12 protein-coding genes are annotated in these 13,754 nt (G+C 62.0%); 8 read left to right on the forward strand and 4 right to left on the reverse strand.

Going from position 1 to position 13,754, the window contains the following annotated elements; genetic code table 11:
• Positions 1-187: 187 nt before the first annotated feature.
• The 7 genes from DMO26_RS25235 to ppa all read left to right on the forward strand — a co-directional run bounded on the left by DMO26_RS25235 (position 188) and on the right by ppa (position 9,602).
• Positions 188-2,275: a M3 family metallopeptidase gene (locus tag DMO26_RS25235; RefSeq protein WP_117194984.1), complete on the forward strand. Its 2,088-nt coding sequence runs from the start codon at positions 188-190 to the stop codon at positions 2,273-2,275.
• 142 nt (positions 2,276-2,417) lie between these two features.
• Positions 2,418-3,533, forward strand: coding sequence for an ABC transporter ATP-binding protein (locus DMO26_RS25240; protein WP_117194985.1), 1,116 nt, complete (start codon positions 2,418-2,420; stop codon positions 3,531-3,533).
• The gene (locus tag DMO26_RS25245; protein ID WP_117194986.1) at positions 3,526-4,485 is read left to right on the forward strand and encodes an ABC transporter substrate-binding protein; all 960 of its coding nucleotides are present in this window, start codon (positions 3,526-3,528) and stop codon (positions 4,483-4,485) included. Before DMO26_RS25240 ends, DMO26_RS25245 begins: the two co-directional genes overlap by 8 nt.
• Positions 4,486-4,549: 64 nt before the next feature.
• The gene (locus DMO26_RS25250) at positions 4,550-6,271 is read left to right on the forward strand and encodes an ABC transporter permease (protein ID WP_117194987.1); all 1,722 of its coding nucleotides are present in this window, start codon (positions 4,550-4,552) and stop codon (positions 6,269-6,271) included.
• Positions 6,272-6,388: 117 nt separating this feature from the next.
• Positions 6,389-8,209: a translational GTPase TypA gene (gene typA / locus DMO26_RS25255; RefSeq protein WP_117194989.1), complete on the forward strand. Its 1,821-nt coding sequence runs from the start codon at positions 6,389-6,391 to the stop codon at positions 8,207-8,209.
• Between the two features lie 204 nt (positions 8,210-8,413).
• Positions 8,414-8,920 carry a GNAT family N-acetyltransferase gene (locus tag DMO26_RS25260; protein WP_117194990.1) on the forward strand — a complete coding sequence of 169 codons (507 nt, stop codon included), beginning with the start codon at positions 8,414-8,416 and terminating at the stop codon, positions 8,918-8,920.
• A 148-nt stretch (positions 8,921-9,068) separates the two neighbouring features.
• Complete coding sequence (gene ppa, locus DMO26_RS25265; protein WP_117194992.1) at positions 9,069-9,602, forward strand: inorganic diphosphatase; 534 nt, start codon at positions 9,069-9,071, stop codon at positions 9,600-9,602.
• 4 nt (positions 9,603-9,606) lie between these two features.
• Here the strand turns inward: ppa and DMO26_RS33850 are convergent, their stop codons facing one another.
• Entirely contained in the window at positions 9,607-9,921 is a 315-nt protein-coding gene (locus DMO26_RS33850) for a DUF167 domain-containing protein (RefSeq protein ID WP_162895056.1), read from the reverse strand.
• Complete coding sequence (locus tag DMO26_RS33855) at positions 9,918-10,208, reverse strand: YggT family protein (protein ID WP_162895057.1); 291 nt, start codon at positions 10,206-10,208, stop codon at positions 9,918-9,920. The genes DMO26_RS33850 and DMO26_RS33855 overlap by 4 nt, the downstream gene beginning before the upstream one ends.
• A gap of 154 nt (positions 10,209-10,362) precedes the next feature.
• On the opposite strand from DMO26_RS33855, the gene DMO26_RS25275 reads away from it, so the two are divergent.
• Positions 10,363-11,598: an MFS transporter gene (locus tag DMO26_RS25275; protein ID WP_117194993.1), complete on the forward strand. Its 1,236-nt coding sequence runs from the start codon at positions 10,363-10,365 to the stop codon at positions 11,596-11,598.
• 27 nt (positions 11,599-11,625) lie between these two features.
• On the opposite strand, the gene DMO26_RS25280 is transcribed toward DMO26_RS25275, so the two are convergent.
• Together DMO26_RS25280 and DMO26_RS25285 are read right to left on the reverse strand one after the other, a co-directional pair.
• Entirely contained in the window at positions 11,626-12,105 is a 480-nt protein-coding gene (locus tag DMO26_RS25280) for a tellurite resistance TerB family protein (protein WP_117194995.1), read from the reverse strand.
• A gap of 22 nt (positions 12,106-12,127) precedes the next feature.
• The gene (locus tag DMO26_RS25285; protein ID WP_117194996.1) at positions 12,128-13,747 is read right to left on the reverse strand and encodes a heme biosynthesis protein HemY; all 1,620 of its coding nucleotides are present in this window, start codon (positions 13,745-13,747) and stop codon (positions 12,128-12,130) included.
• Positions 13,748-13,754 lie beyond the last annotated feature (7 nt).

Consider the following 13,754-nt stretch of genomic DNA (forward strand, 5'->3'; position numbering starts at 1 on the left):
GCTATATCCTGACTCACCGGATACTGTCCGGAAGGTACCCGCGAGTACTGCACTGCGTCAAATGATTAATAACCGTTAATTATTGTGTATGATTTCTTGTCGGAAATAGAATGGTGCAGATTGCATACCCATTCGCGCGACCTTCTCCTATATGAATGAAGCCGCATCTTTTTGAAGGACATTTTGCATGGCTAATCTTCCGGTCAATCCAGCCCTCATCGCGTGGAACGGCCATCACGGGCTGCCGCGTTTCGATCAGGTGAAGGACGAGGACTTTGCGCCCGGTTTCGAGGCGGCGCTGGCCGCTCACGAGGCGGAAATCGATGCAATCGCCAACAATCCGGAGGCGCCGACATTCGAGAACACGGTTGTCGCTCTCGAAACCGGCGGAGACGAACTGTCGCGGGTTTCAGCTCTCTTCTGGGGCAAGGCGGGCGCTCATACTAATGAGGATATCCAGGCGCTCGAGCGGGAGATCGCGCCGAAGATGTCGCGGCATTATTCCAGGATCGGCATGAATGCCGCGCTCTTTGCCCGTATCGACACGCTTTGGGAAAAGCGTGCGGAACTTGGCTTCACGGTGGAGCAGGAGAGGGTTCTGGAGCGTCACTGGAAAGGTTTCGTCCGTGCAGGCGCCAAGCTGGCGAAAGCCGAGCAGGAGCGGCTGGCGGATATCAACGAAAAGCTCGCCGGTTTTGGCGCCAGGTTCGGCCAGAACGTGCTGGGCGACGAGAAGAGCTGGTCGCTGAAGCTTTCCGACGAGGCCGAACTCGACGGCCTGCCGGCCTTCGTGCGTGACGCCATGGCGGCTGCCGCGCGCGAACGAGGCGAGGACGGCGGTTATATGGTCACGCTGTCGCGCTCGATCATCGAGCCCTTCCTGACCTTTTCCACGCGGCGCGATCTGCGCGAGCAGGCTTTCAAGGCCTGGGCGGCGCGCGGTGAAAACGGCGGAGAGACGGACAATCTCGGCATCGTGCGCGAGACGCTGGCGCTTCGGGCGGAGAAGGCAAAGCTGCTCGGCTACGAAAATTTTGCCGCCTACAAGCTCGACAATACGATGGCCAAGACCGCCGATGCGGTGAATGGCCTGCTCCGGCAGGTCTGGGAAAAGGCGCGCGCCAAGGCCAGGGAAGAAGAGGCGAGCCTCGGCGGCCTGATCGCGGAAGAAGGCAAGAACCACGAGGTCATGCCGTGGGACTGGCGTCATTACGCGGAAAAGCTCCGCCAGCGGATGTTCGATTTTTCCGAAACCGAGCTGAAGCCGTATCTGCAGCTCGAAAAGATCATCGAGGCTTGCTTCGACGTCGCCGAACGGCTGTTCGGCATCAAGGTCGTGGAGGTCAAAGGCATTTCCGCCTATCATCCGGACGTGCGCGTCTTCGAAGTCCGCGACAAGCAGGGGGCGCTCAAGGCGCTGTTCCTCGGCGATTATTTCGCCCGGGCTTCGAAGCGGTCCGGCGCGTGGATGAATTCGCTCCAGTCACAGCACAAGCTGCCGCTGAAGAACGGCTCCGTGGGTGAACTGCCGATCATCTACAACGTCTGCAACTTCGCCAAGCCGGCCGAAGGCAAGCCGGCACTTCTGTCGCTCGATGACGCCCGCACGCTCTTCCACGAATTCGGCCATGCGCTGCACGGCATGCTGTCGGATGTCACCTATCCGTCCGTCTCCGGCACCGGTGTCGCCCGCGATTTCGTCGAACTGCCCTCGCAGCTCTACGAACACTGGCTGACGGTTCCGGAAATCCTGGAAAAATACGCGGTGCATTACGAGACGGGCAAGCCGATGCCGAAGGCGCTGCTCGACAAGGTGCTCGCCGCACGCACCTTCAATGCGGGCTTCGCCACCGTGGAATTCACGTCGTCGGCCCTTGTCGATATGGCGTTCCACACGCGCGGCCCGGTGGACGACCCAATGGCGGTGCAGAAGGAAATCCTCGATGAGATAGGCATGCCGACCTCGATCGTCATGCGCCATGCAACCCCGCATTTCCAGCACGTCTTCTCCGGAGACGGATATTCGGCCGGCTACTATTCCTACATGTGGTCGGAAGTGCTGGATGCCGACGCCTTTTCCGCCTTCGAGGAGACCGGCAATGCCTTCGATCCGGTCCTGGCGCGAAAACTCAAGAACAATGTCTATTCCGTCGGCGGCTCGATCGATCCGGAAGAGACCTATAAAGCCTTCCGCGGCAAGCTGCCGGATCCTCAGGCGATGCTGAAGAAGAAGGGTCTCGCCATGGCGGAGGAGCTTTCCGGCAGCGATGCCTAGCTGATCCGACCTGTCGGCTTTCGGCTCAACTGCTGAGCGTGACCGCTCGTCGACTTGCCGGCAGCCGATGTCGTAACTGTCACATGACTGTCATGGAACGTTAATAAGCAACCGGTATCGCCTCCAATCGACGCCGGTTCCCATGATTTCTCAAGCGCACGCGACCGCTGCTGCCGTTTCGACGGCTGGCGTGGAATTGCATTACGGCGCAACGCCGGTGCTCAAGGGGATCGATATCTCGCTTTCCAAGGGCAAGACGCTCGCCCTGCTCGGCCCTTCCGGCTGCGGCAAGACGACCTTGCTGCGTCTCGTCGCCGGCCTGTTGGCGCCGACCAAGGGTTCGATCGCCATCGCCGGCCAGATGGTAGCGGACGCCGCCGGCGGCACTTTTGCGCCGCCGGAAAAGCGCAATCTCGGCATGGTCTTCCAGGATTATGCGCTCTGGCCGCACCTGACGGTGGGCGGCAACGTCTCCTTCCCGCTGGAAATGCGTGGGCTCGGCAAGGCGGAACGCCAGAGCCGGACGATGCGGGCGCTGGAGCGCGTCGGTCTTGCGGCCTATACGGATCGCCGCCCGAGCGATCTTTCCGGCGGTCAGCAGCAGCGCGTGGCGATCGCCCGCGCCATCGTCGCCGAGCCGCAGCTTATCCTCTTCGACGAGCCTCTCTCCAATCTTGACCGGGAACTGCGCGAGAACATGGTCGGCGAACTTGCCGAGCTGATCGCCACGCTCGGGCTGACCGCGATCTACGTCACGCATGACCACAGCGAGGCATTGACGCTTGCCGACGAGGTCGCCGTGATGCGCAGCGGCCTGATAGAGCAGCTCGCTTCACCGGACGAGCTGATCGCCCGGCCGGCCACGCCGGAAGTGGCAGATTTCCTGCGTCTCGGCGGCATTGCCGAGGTCGAGTATCGCGATGGGCTCTGGGTCTTCAAGGACAGCAACGTCGCCTTGCTGCGGAAAGCTTCCGCGACGGACGGTGCTGCACGCGTACTTCTTCCAGTCGGCGCGATTTCGGTCGGAGCCATCGAGCCCGGCCGCTTGGCCGCGACCGTACTGCGGTCGCAATTCCGCGGCGACGGGCATCTCGCCACCATCTCGCTCGTCGGCACCAGCGATATCGAATTGCAGGTGCTGAGCCGCGTCAAGCTTCGGCCGGGGGAGGGTATCGGCCTTTCGATCGATCCGGACCAGATCCTCTGGTTCGACGAGAAAGTTCATTCATCCAAAGAGGAGAGTTTGGAACATGCTTAAATCATTGAAGAGCATCACTTTCGGCGTTTTCGCCGCAGCGCTCACGGCAGGCGTCGCTCATGCCGACGTCACCGTCTACACCGCAGGCCCGCAAAGCCTGATCGACAAGCTGTCGGCCGGCTTCACCAAGCAGACCGGCATCAAGGTCAACGTCTTCCAGGCCACCACCGGCAAAGTCATGGCCCGTATCGAAGCCGAAGCCGCAAACCCGGTCGTCGACGTCCTGGTCTCCGCATCCTGGGATACGGCCACCGACTTCGCCAAGCGCGGCTGGCTCGTCAACTATTCCAGCCCGAACGCTGGCAAGGTTCCGGATTTCCTCAAATCGGAAGGCGCCGTCGCTCAGGGCATCTCGGCCCTCGGGATTGCCTGGAACACCAAGAGCGGCACGCCGAAGCCGACCGAGTGGGCCGACCTGACCAGCAAGGAATACAAGGACCTCGTCAATATTCCGGATCCCGCCCAGTCCGGCTCGTCCTTCGAATTGACCGCCGCTCTCGCCGGCCAGGACAATTTCAAGCTCTTCCAGGACCTGAAGGCCAATGGCGCGATCATCGCCGGCGCCAATGCCGATGCTCTAAACCCGGTTCTGCAGGGCGCCAAGGCTGCCGTTTTCGGCGCCGTCGACTACATCACGCTCGCTTCCAAGGCGAAGGGTGAGGCGATCGACGTGATCTTCCCGGCTTCCGGCACCGTCATCGCGCCGCGTCCGGCCATGATCCTCAAGTGGTCGAAGAACCAGGACGATGCCAAGAAGTTCATCGACTACATGCTCTCCGACGAAGGCCAGAAGACCGTCGCCAGCGAAATGCTGATGCCGGCCCGCACCGACATTCCGGCAAATCGTCCGCTGATCAGCGACCTGAAGCTCCTGAAGTACGACACCACTGCAGTCTACGGCAAGCGCAAGGAAACTCTGGCCGAAATCACCAAGATCTACGGCGGCAAGTAAGCATGTCGAAGGCGGATGGCGCAGCATCGGCCCGAAAATCATTTCCGATTTTCGGATCGGCACGATGCTGAATCCCACGAAAATAGGGCGTCTTCCACGTGTCCGGACGGACGCCCAGCGCTCTGCCGGTGCGGCTCCGGCCGCCTGGCTCGCGATCGCGGGGCTCACCCTCGTCGTCGCCGTTCCCTTCCTTGCGGTGGTGCTGCAAGGCATCTTCCCCAATCTCGGACAGGGCTCTTTTTCGGGCCCTTTCTCCTCTCTGATCGCGACGCTTGGCGACAGCGCGCTGATCGGCATGGCCGGCAATACGATCCTGCTCGGCAGCTGCGTGGTGCTGGCATCCGCCCTGGTGGCGGTGCCGCTCGGCGTGTTCCGGGCGCTCTATAAAATCCCGCTCGCGCCGCTCTGGGACTTGGCTCTGCTCGTGCCGTTCATGATCCCGCCTTATATCGCGACACTCGGCTGGATCATGACGTTGCAGCCGCGCGGTTACCTGCAGCAGATTGCGGGCTTCAACCTAGCGCCCTTCCTGTTCTCGCTGTTCGGCATGACTCTGGTCATGGCGTTCAACACCTTTCCGGTCGTCTATTTTGCGGTGTCGCGTACCGTGGAAGCCGTCGGCTCGCGATACGCGGATGTCGGCCGCGTGTTCGGCGCGACACCGGCACGCGCCTTCTGGCGGATCACTCTGCCGCTTTCGGCACCGGGCCTTGCGGCGAGTCTCATGCTGGTCTTTGCTGCGGCGATCGAGGAATACGGCACGCCGGCGGCACTCGGCCGCCGCGCCGGTTTCCAGGTTCTGGTGACCGGAATCGACCTTCGCATCACCGACTGGCCGATCGATTTGCCGGGCGCGGCGATCCTGTCGATCCTGCTCGTCGCCATGTCGCTCGCGACCTTCCTCCTGCAGCGCTGGATCCTGGCGCAGCGCTCCTACCAGACGGTGGGCGGCAAGCCGATCGCCAAGGACAAGCGGCCGCTCGGCAAGCTGAAGATCCCGGTCATGATCGCCTTTGCCGCCGTCTCCTTCCTTGCGACGGGCGTGCCGTTGCTCGCCATTCTCGCAACGGCCCTGTCGCGGACAATTTCCGGTGGCCTGTCCTTCGATAACATCAGCTTCAACAACTTCATCCTGGTCTTCAGCAACAGCGCCGGTGCGGTCAACGCGCTGATCAACAGCTTCTCGCTCGGCATCGCGACGGCCCTCATCACCGGCCTGATCGGCGTCATGGCGGCCTATACCGTCGTGAAGACGAAGATCCGCGGCCGCATGACGATCGATATCATGACCATCCTGCCGAACGCACTGCCGGGCATCGTCGTCGCGGTCGGACTGATCCTGGCCTGGAACATGCCCTGGCTGCCGGTGACGCCTTACAACACGGCCGTCATCCTGCTGCTCGCCTATTGCTGCATCCTGCTGCCGCAACCGGTGCGGTATACGACGGCCGCCTTCCAGCAGATCGGCGACAATCTCGAAGCCGCCGCCCGGGTCTTCGGCGCAAGCAGCCTGACGGCCTTCCGCCGCATCCTGCTGCCGCTCGTCTTTCCGAGTCTTGCTTCCGCCATGCTGCTCGTCTTCGCGCTCGCTTCCCGCGAGCTGGTCGCCTCGGTCGTCATTGCGCCGGTCGGCATGCAGACGATCGCCACCTTCATCTGGCGGCAGTTCGAGCAGGGATCGATCGGGCTCGGCATGGCGATGGCTTTCATCGCCATCCTCATCACCACGCTTCTGCCGCTTCTTTTGCTGATGCTGTTGAGGCGCAGCGGGCTGGTGGCGGATTAGGAATAAAGCATGATCGCGCTCACCCCTTTCGCAAATGCGAAAAACAGGGTATGAGCGCGCCAACGAAATATGGCGCCTTCTCCCAGTTATCGCGCCGCAGCTTCAGAGATTTTGAATATGGCACTTCGCAACATCGCGATCATCGCGCACGTTGACCATGGGAAAACGACCCTCGTCGACGAACTTCTGAAACAGTCGGGCTCCTTCCGCGAGAACCAGCGCGTCGCAGAGCGCGTCATGGACTCGAACGATCTCGAAAAGGAACGCGGCATTACCATTCTCGCCAAGGCGACGTCGGTCGAATGGAAGGGTGTCCGCATCAACATCGTCGACACCCCCGGACACGCCGACTTCGGCGGCGAAGTCGAGCGCATCCTCTCTATGGTGGACGGCGCGATCGTTCTCGTCGATGCGTCCGAAGGCCCGATGCCGCAGACCAAGTTCGTGGTCGGCAAGGCCCTCAAGGTCGGTTTGCGCCCGATCGTCGCGATCAACAAGATCGACCGTCCGGACGGCCGTCACGAGGAAGTCATCAATGAAGTCTTCGACCTCTTCGCCAATCTGGATGCCACCGACGAACAGCTCGACTTTCCGATCCTCTACGGCTCCGGCCGCGATGGCTGGATGAACTTCAATCCGGAAGGTCCGAAGGACGAAGGTCTGGCGCCGCTGCTTGATCTCGTGCTCAAGCATGTACCGGAGCCGACTGTCGAAGAAGGTCCGTTCCGGATGATCGGCACGATCCTGGAAGCCAATCCCTTCCTCGGCCGTATCATCACCGGCCGCATCGCGTCCGGTTCGATCAAGCCGAACCAGGCCGTCAAGGTTCTCGGCCAGGACGGCAAGCTGATCGAGCAGGGCCGCATTTCCAAGATTCTCGCCTTCCGTGGCATCGAGCGCCAACCGATCGAAGAAGCCTATGCGGGCGACATCGTGGCGATCGCCGGCCTTTCCAAGGGCACGGTCGCCGACACGTTCTGCGATCCCTCGGTGACCGAAGCCATGAAGGCGCAGCCGATCGACCCGCCGACCGTCACCATGTCCTTTATCGTCAACGACAGCCCGCTTGCCGGCACCGAAGGCGACAAGGTCACTTCGCGCGTCATCCGCGACCGCCTGTTCAAGGAAGCGGAAGGCAATGTCGCGCTGAAGATCGAGGAAGCCGAGGGCAAGGATTCGTTCTACGTGTCCGGCCGCGGCGAATTGCAGCTTGCGGTTCTCATCGAGACCATGCGCCGCGAAGGCTTCGAGCTTGCCGTCTCGCGTCCGCGCGTCGTCATGCACAAGGACGAGAACGGTACCCTCATGGAACCGATCGAAGAGGTCGTCATCGACGTCGACGAGGAACATTCGGGCGTCGTCGTGCAGAAGATGTCGGAACGCAAGGCCGAAATGGTCGAGCTGCGTCCGTCCGGCGGCAACCGCCTTCGCCTGCGCTTCTACGCTCCGACTCGCGGCCTGATCGGCTATCAGTCGGAACTCTTGACCGACACGCGCGGCACGGCGATCATGAACCGCCTGTTCCACGACTACCAGCCCTTCAAGGGCCAGATCGGCGGCCGCGTCAACGGCGTGCTGCTCGCCAATGCCGCGGGCGAAGCCGTCGCCTACGCCATGTTCAACCTGGAAGACCGCGGCCCGATGATCATCGAGCCGGGCGAGAAGGTCTACCAGGGCATGATTATCGGCATCCACTCTAGAGACAACGACCTGGAGGTCAACGTGCTGAAGGGCAAGCAGCTCACCAACATCCGCGCCGCCGGCAAGGACGAAGCGGTGAAGCTCACCCCGCCGATCCGCATGACGCTCGACCGCGCGCTCTCCTGGATCCAGGACGACGAGCTGATGGAAGTGACGCCGAAGAACATTCGTCTTCGCAAGATGTATCTCGATCCGAACGACCGCAAGCGCTACGAAAAGTCCAAGCTCGCGGGCTGATTTCGCCGATAGCAATTTCCAGGCTCAAGGGGCCCCGGCAGCGATGCCGGGGTTTTTCTGTGCCTTCGCACCGCGCAGGTCTGTCGCAAAGGTTAAAAACACGTTAACGTCCTGGCTATCGTCCACATGAGAAGTCTGTGGGCAATCCGTCCTACGCATATTGGTGGAATGGCGGAGCGCCCGCAGCAGGACCATAAGTACGTTATGAAGACGTTGTCGATCGATGTCCGGCGGGCCGAACCGCAAGACGCCCGTGCCATCTCGGAAGCACACCGGGAGGCGTGGAACCAGGCCTATGCCGGGCTCATTCCCCACAGGCCGCTGACCCAGATGCTGGAGCGCCGCGGCGAAGCCTGGTGGCGCAAGGCGACGCGCGGCCCCGCCACGCTCCTGGTGCTCGACGTGGCCGGGCAGATCGCCGGTTATGCCACGATCGGCCTCAACCGTGCCCGCGCCCTGCCGCAGGACGGCGAGATCTACGAGATTTACCTCCGTCCGGAATTCCAGGGCATCGGCCTTGGCCGTCGGCTGTTCGGCGAAAGCCGAAGGCTTTTGAAGTCGCTCGGCTGCGAAGGTCTCGTCGTCTGGTGCCTCGAAGACAGCGAGCATGCCGCCCGCTTCTTCCGCCGGCATGGCGGCGTCGATGTCGCCGAAGGCATGGAGGATTTCGACGGTATCCAGCTCAAGAAGCTCGGTTTCGTCTGGTCTTGATCAAGAGGCCGGACAGGTTGCCCGATGCGCCTGTTCCCGGCCTGCTGCCTCTGCTGCGGCTTAACTTTACGCTGAAAAGCCTTGTTGCCTTGCAGCATGATTCCCGCTATCGACCCATAACTTTGTCGAACCTTACCCGAGGAAAAGAATGCGTATCGATGCAATTTCGGTTGGCAAGAACCCGCCTGACGATGTGAACGTCATTGTCGAAGTGCCGGTCGGCGGCCATCCGATCAAGTACGAGATGGACAAGGAAGCCGGCGCGCTGGTCGTCGACCGTTTCCTCTACACGCCGATGACCTATCCGGGCAATTACGGTTTCGTGCCGCACACGCTGTCGGAAGACGGCGACCCGATCGACGTTCTCATCTGCAACACGCGTCCGCTGGTGCCTGGCTGTGTCATCAACGTGCGCCCGATCGGCGTCATGGTCATGGAAGACGATGGCGGCAAGGATGAGAAGATCATCGCCGTGCCGGTGCCGAAGCTGACGCGCCGCTATGACAAGATCCAGAACTATACCGACATGCCGGAGATCACGCTCAAGCAGATCGAGCATTTCTTCGAGCATTACAAGGATCTCGAGCCCGGCAAGTGGGTAAAGATCGGCGGCTGGCAGGACGTCACTGTGGCCAAGAAGCTGATTGTCGAAGCCGTCGAACGCTACCAGGCTCAAAAGTAAGCCGTCAGGCTTTCAGGACTTTCCCGAATTTCCGTTCCAGATCCTCCGGATCGCCCTCGATCCGGAGGATTTTTTTGCGCGCCGTTTCGCCGGACAGGATCGAAATGGAGGATTTCGGAAGCCGCAGCGTTTCGGCGATCAGCAGGATCAGCGCCTTGTTGGCCTTGCCGTCTTCCGGCACGGCGGTGACCCGCGCCTTGAGATAGGTCTCCCCGTCGGCAGCCATTTCGATGCCGTCGACAATATTGCGACCCGCATTCGGCGTGAGCCGGACTGCGAGCCGCAGATGATCGGCGCGCCGGCTACAGGGACCGCTCACGCAAACAGGGGATAGATCGACGTCCACATCAGCGAACGGATGAAGAAGATGATCAGCAACAGCACCACCGGCGAAATGTCGATGCCGCCGAGATCCGGCATGATGCGGCGGATCGGCCGCAGCACCGGCTCGGTGACGTTGAAAAGGAAACGCCCGATCGCATCGACGAACTGGTTCCGCGAATTGATGACGTTGAAGGCATAAAGCCAGGAAAAGATGGCGCTGGCGATCAGCACCCAGGTATAAAGATTCAAGGCCAAATCGATGGTCTGAAACAGGGCGAGCATTCACGTCTCCATTTCGTTGTTGACAGACATGTAGACATTGGCGAACTAACGAGCAAGTGCCGAGCCCGGGCGTCATCCGAATCATGTTTAACGGGCGATGCGTACAACGCCGGCTTTTTTGGCCCGCTTCCGGCTTTGCTGAAAGTATTGTCTCATGTCTTTATCCGCCTCCGGCGATCGGTTCGCCGCTTTTCGGCACCCGTCCTATACGCGCTTCTTCTTTTCCCGGTTTCTCTCGGCCTTTTCGATCCAGATCGTCAGCGTCGCCGTTGGCTGGCAGATGTATGACGAGACGCGCAATCCGCTCTATCTCGGTCTGATCGGGCTCTTCCAATTCCTGCCGTCGCTGCTTTTGATCCTTGTCACAGGCTCCGTTGCCGACCGTTATAACCGCCGTGCGATCATGGCGATCTGCATGGTGGTCGGGGCGCTTTGTACCGGCGCGCTTCTGGCGCTCACCGTCACGCATTTCTTTTCGCCCTGGCCGGTCTTCGGCATTCTGATCGTGTTCGGGATCGAACGTGCCTTCATGGGGCCGGCGGTCCAGTCACTCGGGCCAAACCTAGTGCCAGAACAGGACCTGCCGAATGCGGTCGCCTGGAATTCTTCGTCCTGGCAGACGGCGGCGATCCTCGGCCCGGTGGCCGGCGGCCTGCTTTACGGCATCAGCGCCGTCGCCGCCTATTCGGTCGCCTTCGCCTTTCTCATCCTCGCGGCCGTTCTGGTGTTCATGATCCCGAAACCTCCGCAGCGCAATGCCGTGGAGAAGGTGAGCTGGGGGCAGATTCTCGCCGGTTTCCACTTCATCTCCCAGGAAAAGATCGTGCTCGGGGCGATCTCGCTCGATCTCTTCGCCGTGCTTCTCGGCGGCGCGGTGGCGCTGATGCCGATCTTTGCCCGCGATGTCCTGGAACTCGGTCCCTGGGGACTCGGCATGCTGCGGGCCGCCCCCGGCGTCGGCGCGATCGTCGTGGCGATCTATCTTGCCTTCTATCCAATCCGTCATCATGCGGGCATGGCGATGTTCGTCGGGGTCGGGCTCTTCGGTGCCGGAACGCTGGTTTTCGGAATTTCGGCGACGCCCTGGCTTTCGATTGCCGCATTGATGCTGATGGGCGCGTCGGACATGATCTCCGTCTATGTCCGCGAGACGCTGATCGCGCTCTGGACGCCCGATGAGGTGCGCGGCCGCGTCAATGCGGTCAACATGGTTTTCGTCGGGGCCTCGAACGAGCTCGGCGAATTCCGGGCAGGCACCATGGCATCAATCTTCGGCGCCGTGCCGGCCGTCGTCATCGGCGGTGTCGGCACGCTGGCGGTGGCGATCGTCTGGGCGCTCGGCTTCCCGAAACTGCGCAGGATAGACAGTCTCGAGGCGCCGCAGAGGTAAGGTTCGGACGGCGGGAGGACGGTCTCTTCAGTCGCCCGCCGTGTCGCTTCCGCCTGCGCGGGCGGCCGCCTGCTGGCGCTCAAGCACCCGATCGCGTGCGGAGACGCCCAGGAGATCGGCGATCCTCCAGATCACATGGTCCTCGATTTCGCTTCGCTGCCCATCCGCATAAACGATATCCCAGAGGATGCCGAGAAGCTCCACCCGGTCCTCTTCATTGACGAGGTGCCTCCTCAGATCGGAGGTAAACCGGTAATAATCGACCGCCTCGCTGCCGGCCTGATGCCCGGCCTCGATCAGCGCCTTGAGACCATCCTCGGTCAGGTCGTAACGCTCGCGCAGCAGGTCGCGGAATTTCTGCTGTTCCTGCTCGGAAACATTGCCGTCCGCTTCCATGACCTGGAAACAGAGGGCCACGAAGGCCACCCGCGGATCATCGGGTGCAAATTCATGCGAAGGCTGCGATGATGTAAGGGTGTGGAGGAAGGCCTGAATCCGGTCTAACATCAATCTCCAGGCCTTCGACCTTCTAGAAAAGCCGGAGCCTTGTCGAAGGCTGCGCGGCGTTGGGATCTTTCACGCCTGGATCATCCGGTGGCCGGCCGAAAAAGGGAACCGGCTCTCCCTCTTTTTCCGGCTGTTTTTCGGTCTTCGGCTTCAGATTGGCGGGCGCTGGTGTTTTTGCTGCAACAGCTTCCCGTTTCTCCGGCTGCTTCGGAGCCTCTTCGACGGGAGTAACCTGAACGAGGATCGGTTTTGGCGGCTCGCCGATCTTCACCTCGCGCGCGACACCGGTCACCGGCGGCAGATTGGCGATGGCATCGTCGGCTGCCAGCGAGCCCTCCTCGACCGGGCCTTCGAGCTGGCCGAAAGGCGCCTTCCATTCGAAGGCGTCGAGACGGCCCGTCACCGGCGAAAGCGGCAGCCATTTTTCCGAAACGAAGCCGTCGGCGACCCATGCGGGATCGCGCGGAGCCCGCAGCGCCTGCGCCAGCCAGTGACGAACACGGCCTTGGTCGCCGGTCTCCGCCTCCTCGATATCGGCCAGCAGAAGGTAGACGGCTTCGCGGGCTTCCATGCGTGCTGCGGCTTCCGCCTTGGCACGCGCCTTCCTGAATTCCTGCGCGTCAAGGGCCGCCTGTGCGACGGCCAGAAGCGACTCGACATTGTTGGGGCGGATCGCCTCCAGCTTCTCGGCACGCTTCAGGCGATCGATCGTGCTGTCGCCGCTGCGAGCGCGAACATAGGCCCGGGCGACCTCCGGATGCGGCCCGATTTTCCACACGCCTTCGAGGATGGAGGCCGCTTTGCGGACATTGTCCTCGCGCAGCCATGCCTTGGCGGCGATGACGGCGGCGGGCACCAGATCCCTGGCGAGTTTCAACGCGGCCATGGCGTCGTCGCGGGCACCCTTAGGATCGCCTTCGAGCCGATCGTTGGCCTTGGCGGTCAGCAGCACCGCCTTCTGGCGATCGGCCTGCGCCTTGTCGATGACGTTTCCGGCGCGCTGCTGGTCGAGGAGGCGGATGGCATCGTCCCAGCGGCCGGCCTGGCTGCGGGATTCGAGTGTCGCCTGCGCTGCCCAGGGCAGATAGGGTGCGTGTTCGACGGCCTTTTCGGCATATTGCCGGGCCGCTTCATTGGCGCCGAGCCGGCGGGCTTCCACATAAAGGCCCCGCAGGCCGAGTTCGCGGGTTTCCGGGTCCTCGGCCATCTGCTCGAATTTTTTCCGCGCTTCGTCGTGTCTGCCTTCGATCAGGGCTGCCTGGGCTTCCAGCAGATGAATCAGCGGTTCCTGATCGGCGCTCAGCAGGCCGCGGGTGCGCAGGCTCATCTTGCGGGCAAGCAGCGCATTGCCGGCGCCGGCGGCGATCAGGCCGGTCGACAGCGCCTGATAGCCGCGATCACGCTTGCGGGCGCGGAAATAGCGGCGGACGGAATAGGGTGAGGTCCAGATCACCCCGACGATCCACCAGAGGATCATCGCGGCAGCAACCAGCGCGACGATCATGGTGGCCGCGACCATGATGCTCGTTTCGATCAGGTGGTCCTGCCAGGTGATGGAAATCAGGCCTGGGCGATCCGCAAGCCAGGAGAAACCCCAGCCGAGAGCCAGGACGCCGAGAAGAAAAATGAAAAGTCTGATCATCCGGTTT

The sequence above is a fragment of the Rhizobium terrae genome, assembly GCF_003425685.1.
In the GTDB taxonomy this organism is placed as follows: Bacteria; Pseudomonadota; Alphaproteobacteria; order Rhizobiales; family Rhizobiaceae; genus Neorhizobium; species Neorhizobium terrae.

Excerpts from the sequence above, each read along its gene's own strand:
- DMO26_RS25235 (WP_117194984.1), top strand. The coding sequence starts at position 188 with ATGGCTAATCTTCCGGTCAATCCAGCCCTCATCGCGTGGAACGGCCAT.
- DMO26_RS25240 (WP_117194985.1), top strand. The coding sequence starts at position 2,418 with ATGATTTCTCAAGCGCACGCGACCGCTGCTGCCGTTTCGACGGCTGGC.
- DMO26_RS25245 (WP_117194986.1), top strand. The coding sequence starts at position 3,526 with ATGCTTAAATCATTGAAGAGCATCACTTTCGGCGTTTTCGCCGCAGCG.
- DMO26_RS25250 (WP_117194987.1), top strand. The coding sequence starts at position 4,550 with ATGCTGAATCCCACGAAAATAGGGCGTCTTCCACGTGTCCGGACGGAC.
- typA (WP_117194989.1), top strand. The coding sequence starts at position 6,389 with ATGGCACTTCGCAACATCGCGATCATCGCGCACGTTGACCATGGGAAA.
- DMO26_RS25260 (WP_117194990.1), top strand. The coding sequence starts at position 8,414 with ATGAAGACGTTGTCGATCGATGTCCGGCGGGCCGAACCGCAAGACGCC.
- ppa (WP_117194992.1), top strand. The coding sequence starts at position 9,069 with ATGCGTATCGATGCAATTTCGGTTGGCAAGAACCCGCCTGACGATGTG.
- DMO26_RS33855 (WP_162895057.1), bottom strand. The coding sequence starts at position 10,208 with ATGCTCGCCCTGTTTCAGACCATCGATTTGGCCTTGAATCTTTATACC.
- DMO26_RS25275 (WP_117194993.1), top strand. The coding sequence starts at position 10,363 with ATGTCTTTATCCGCCTCCGGCGATCGGTTCGCCGCTTTTCGGCACCCG.
- DMO26_RS25280 (WP_117194995.1), bottom strand. The coding sequence starts at position 12,105 with ATGTTAGACCGGATTCAGGCCTTCCTCCACACCCTTACATCATCGCAG.
- DMO26_RS25285 (WP_117194996.1), bottom strand. The coding sequence starts at position 13,747 with ATGATCAGACTTTTCATTTTTCTTCTCGGCGTCCTGGCTCTCGGCTGG.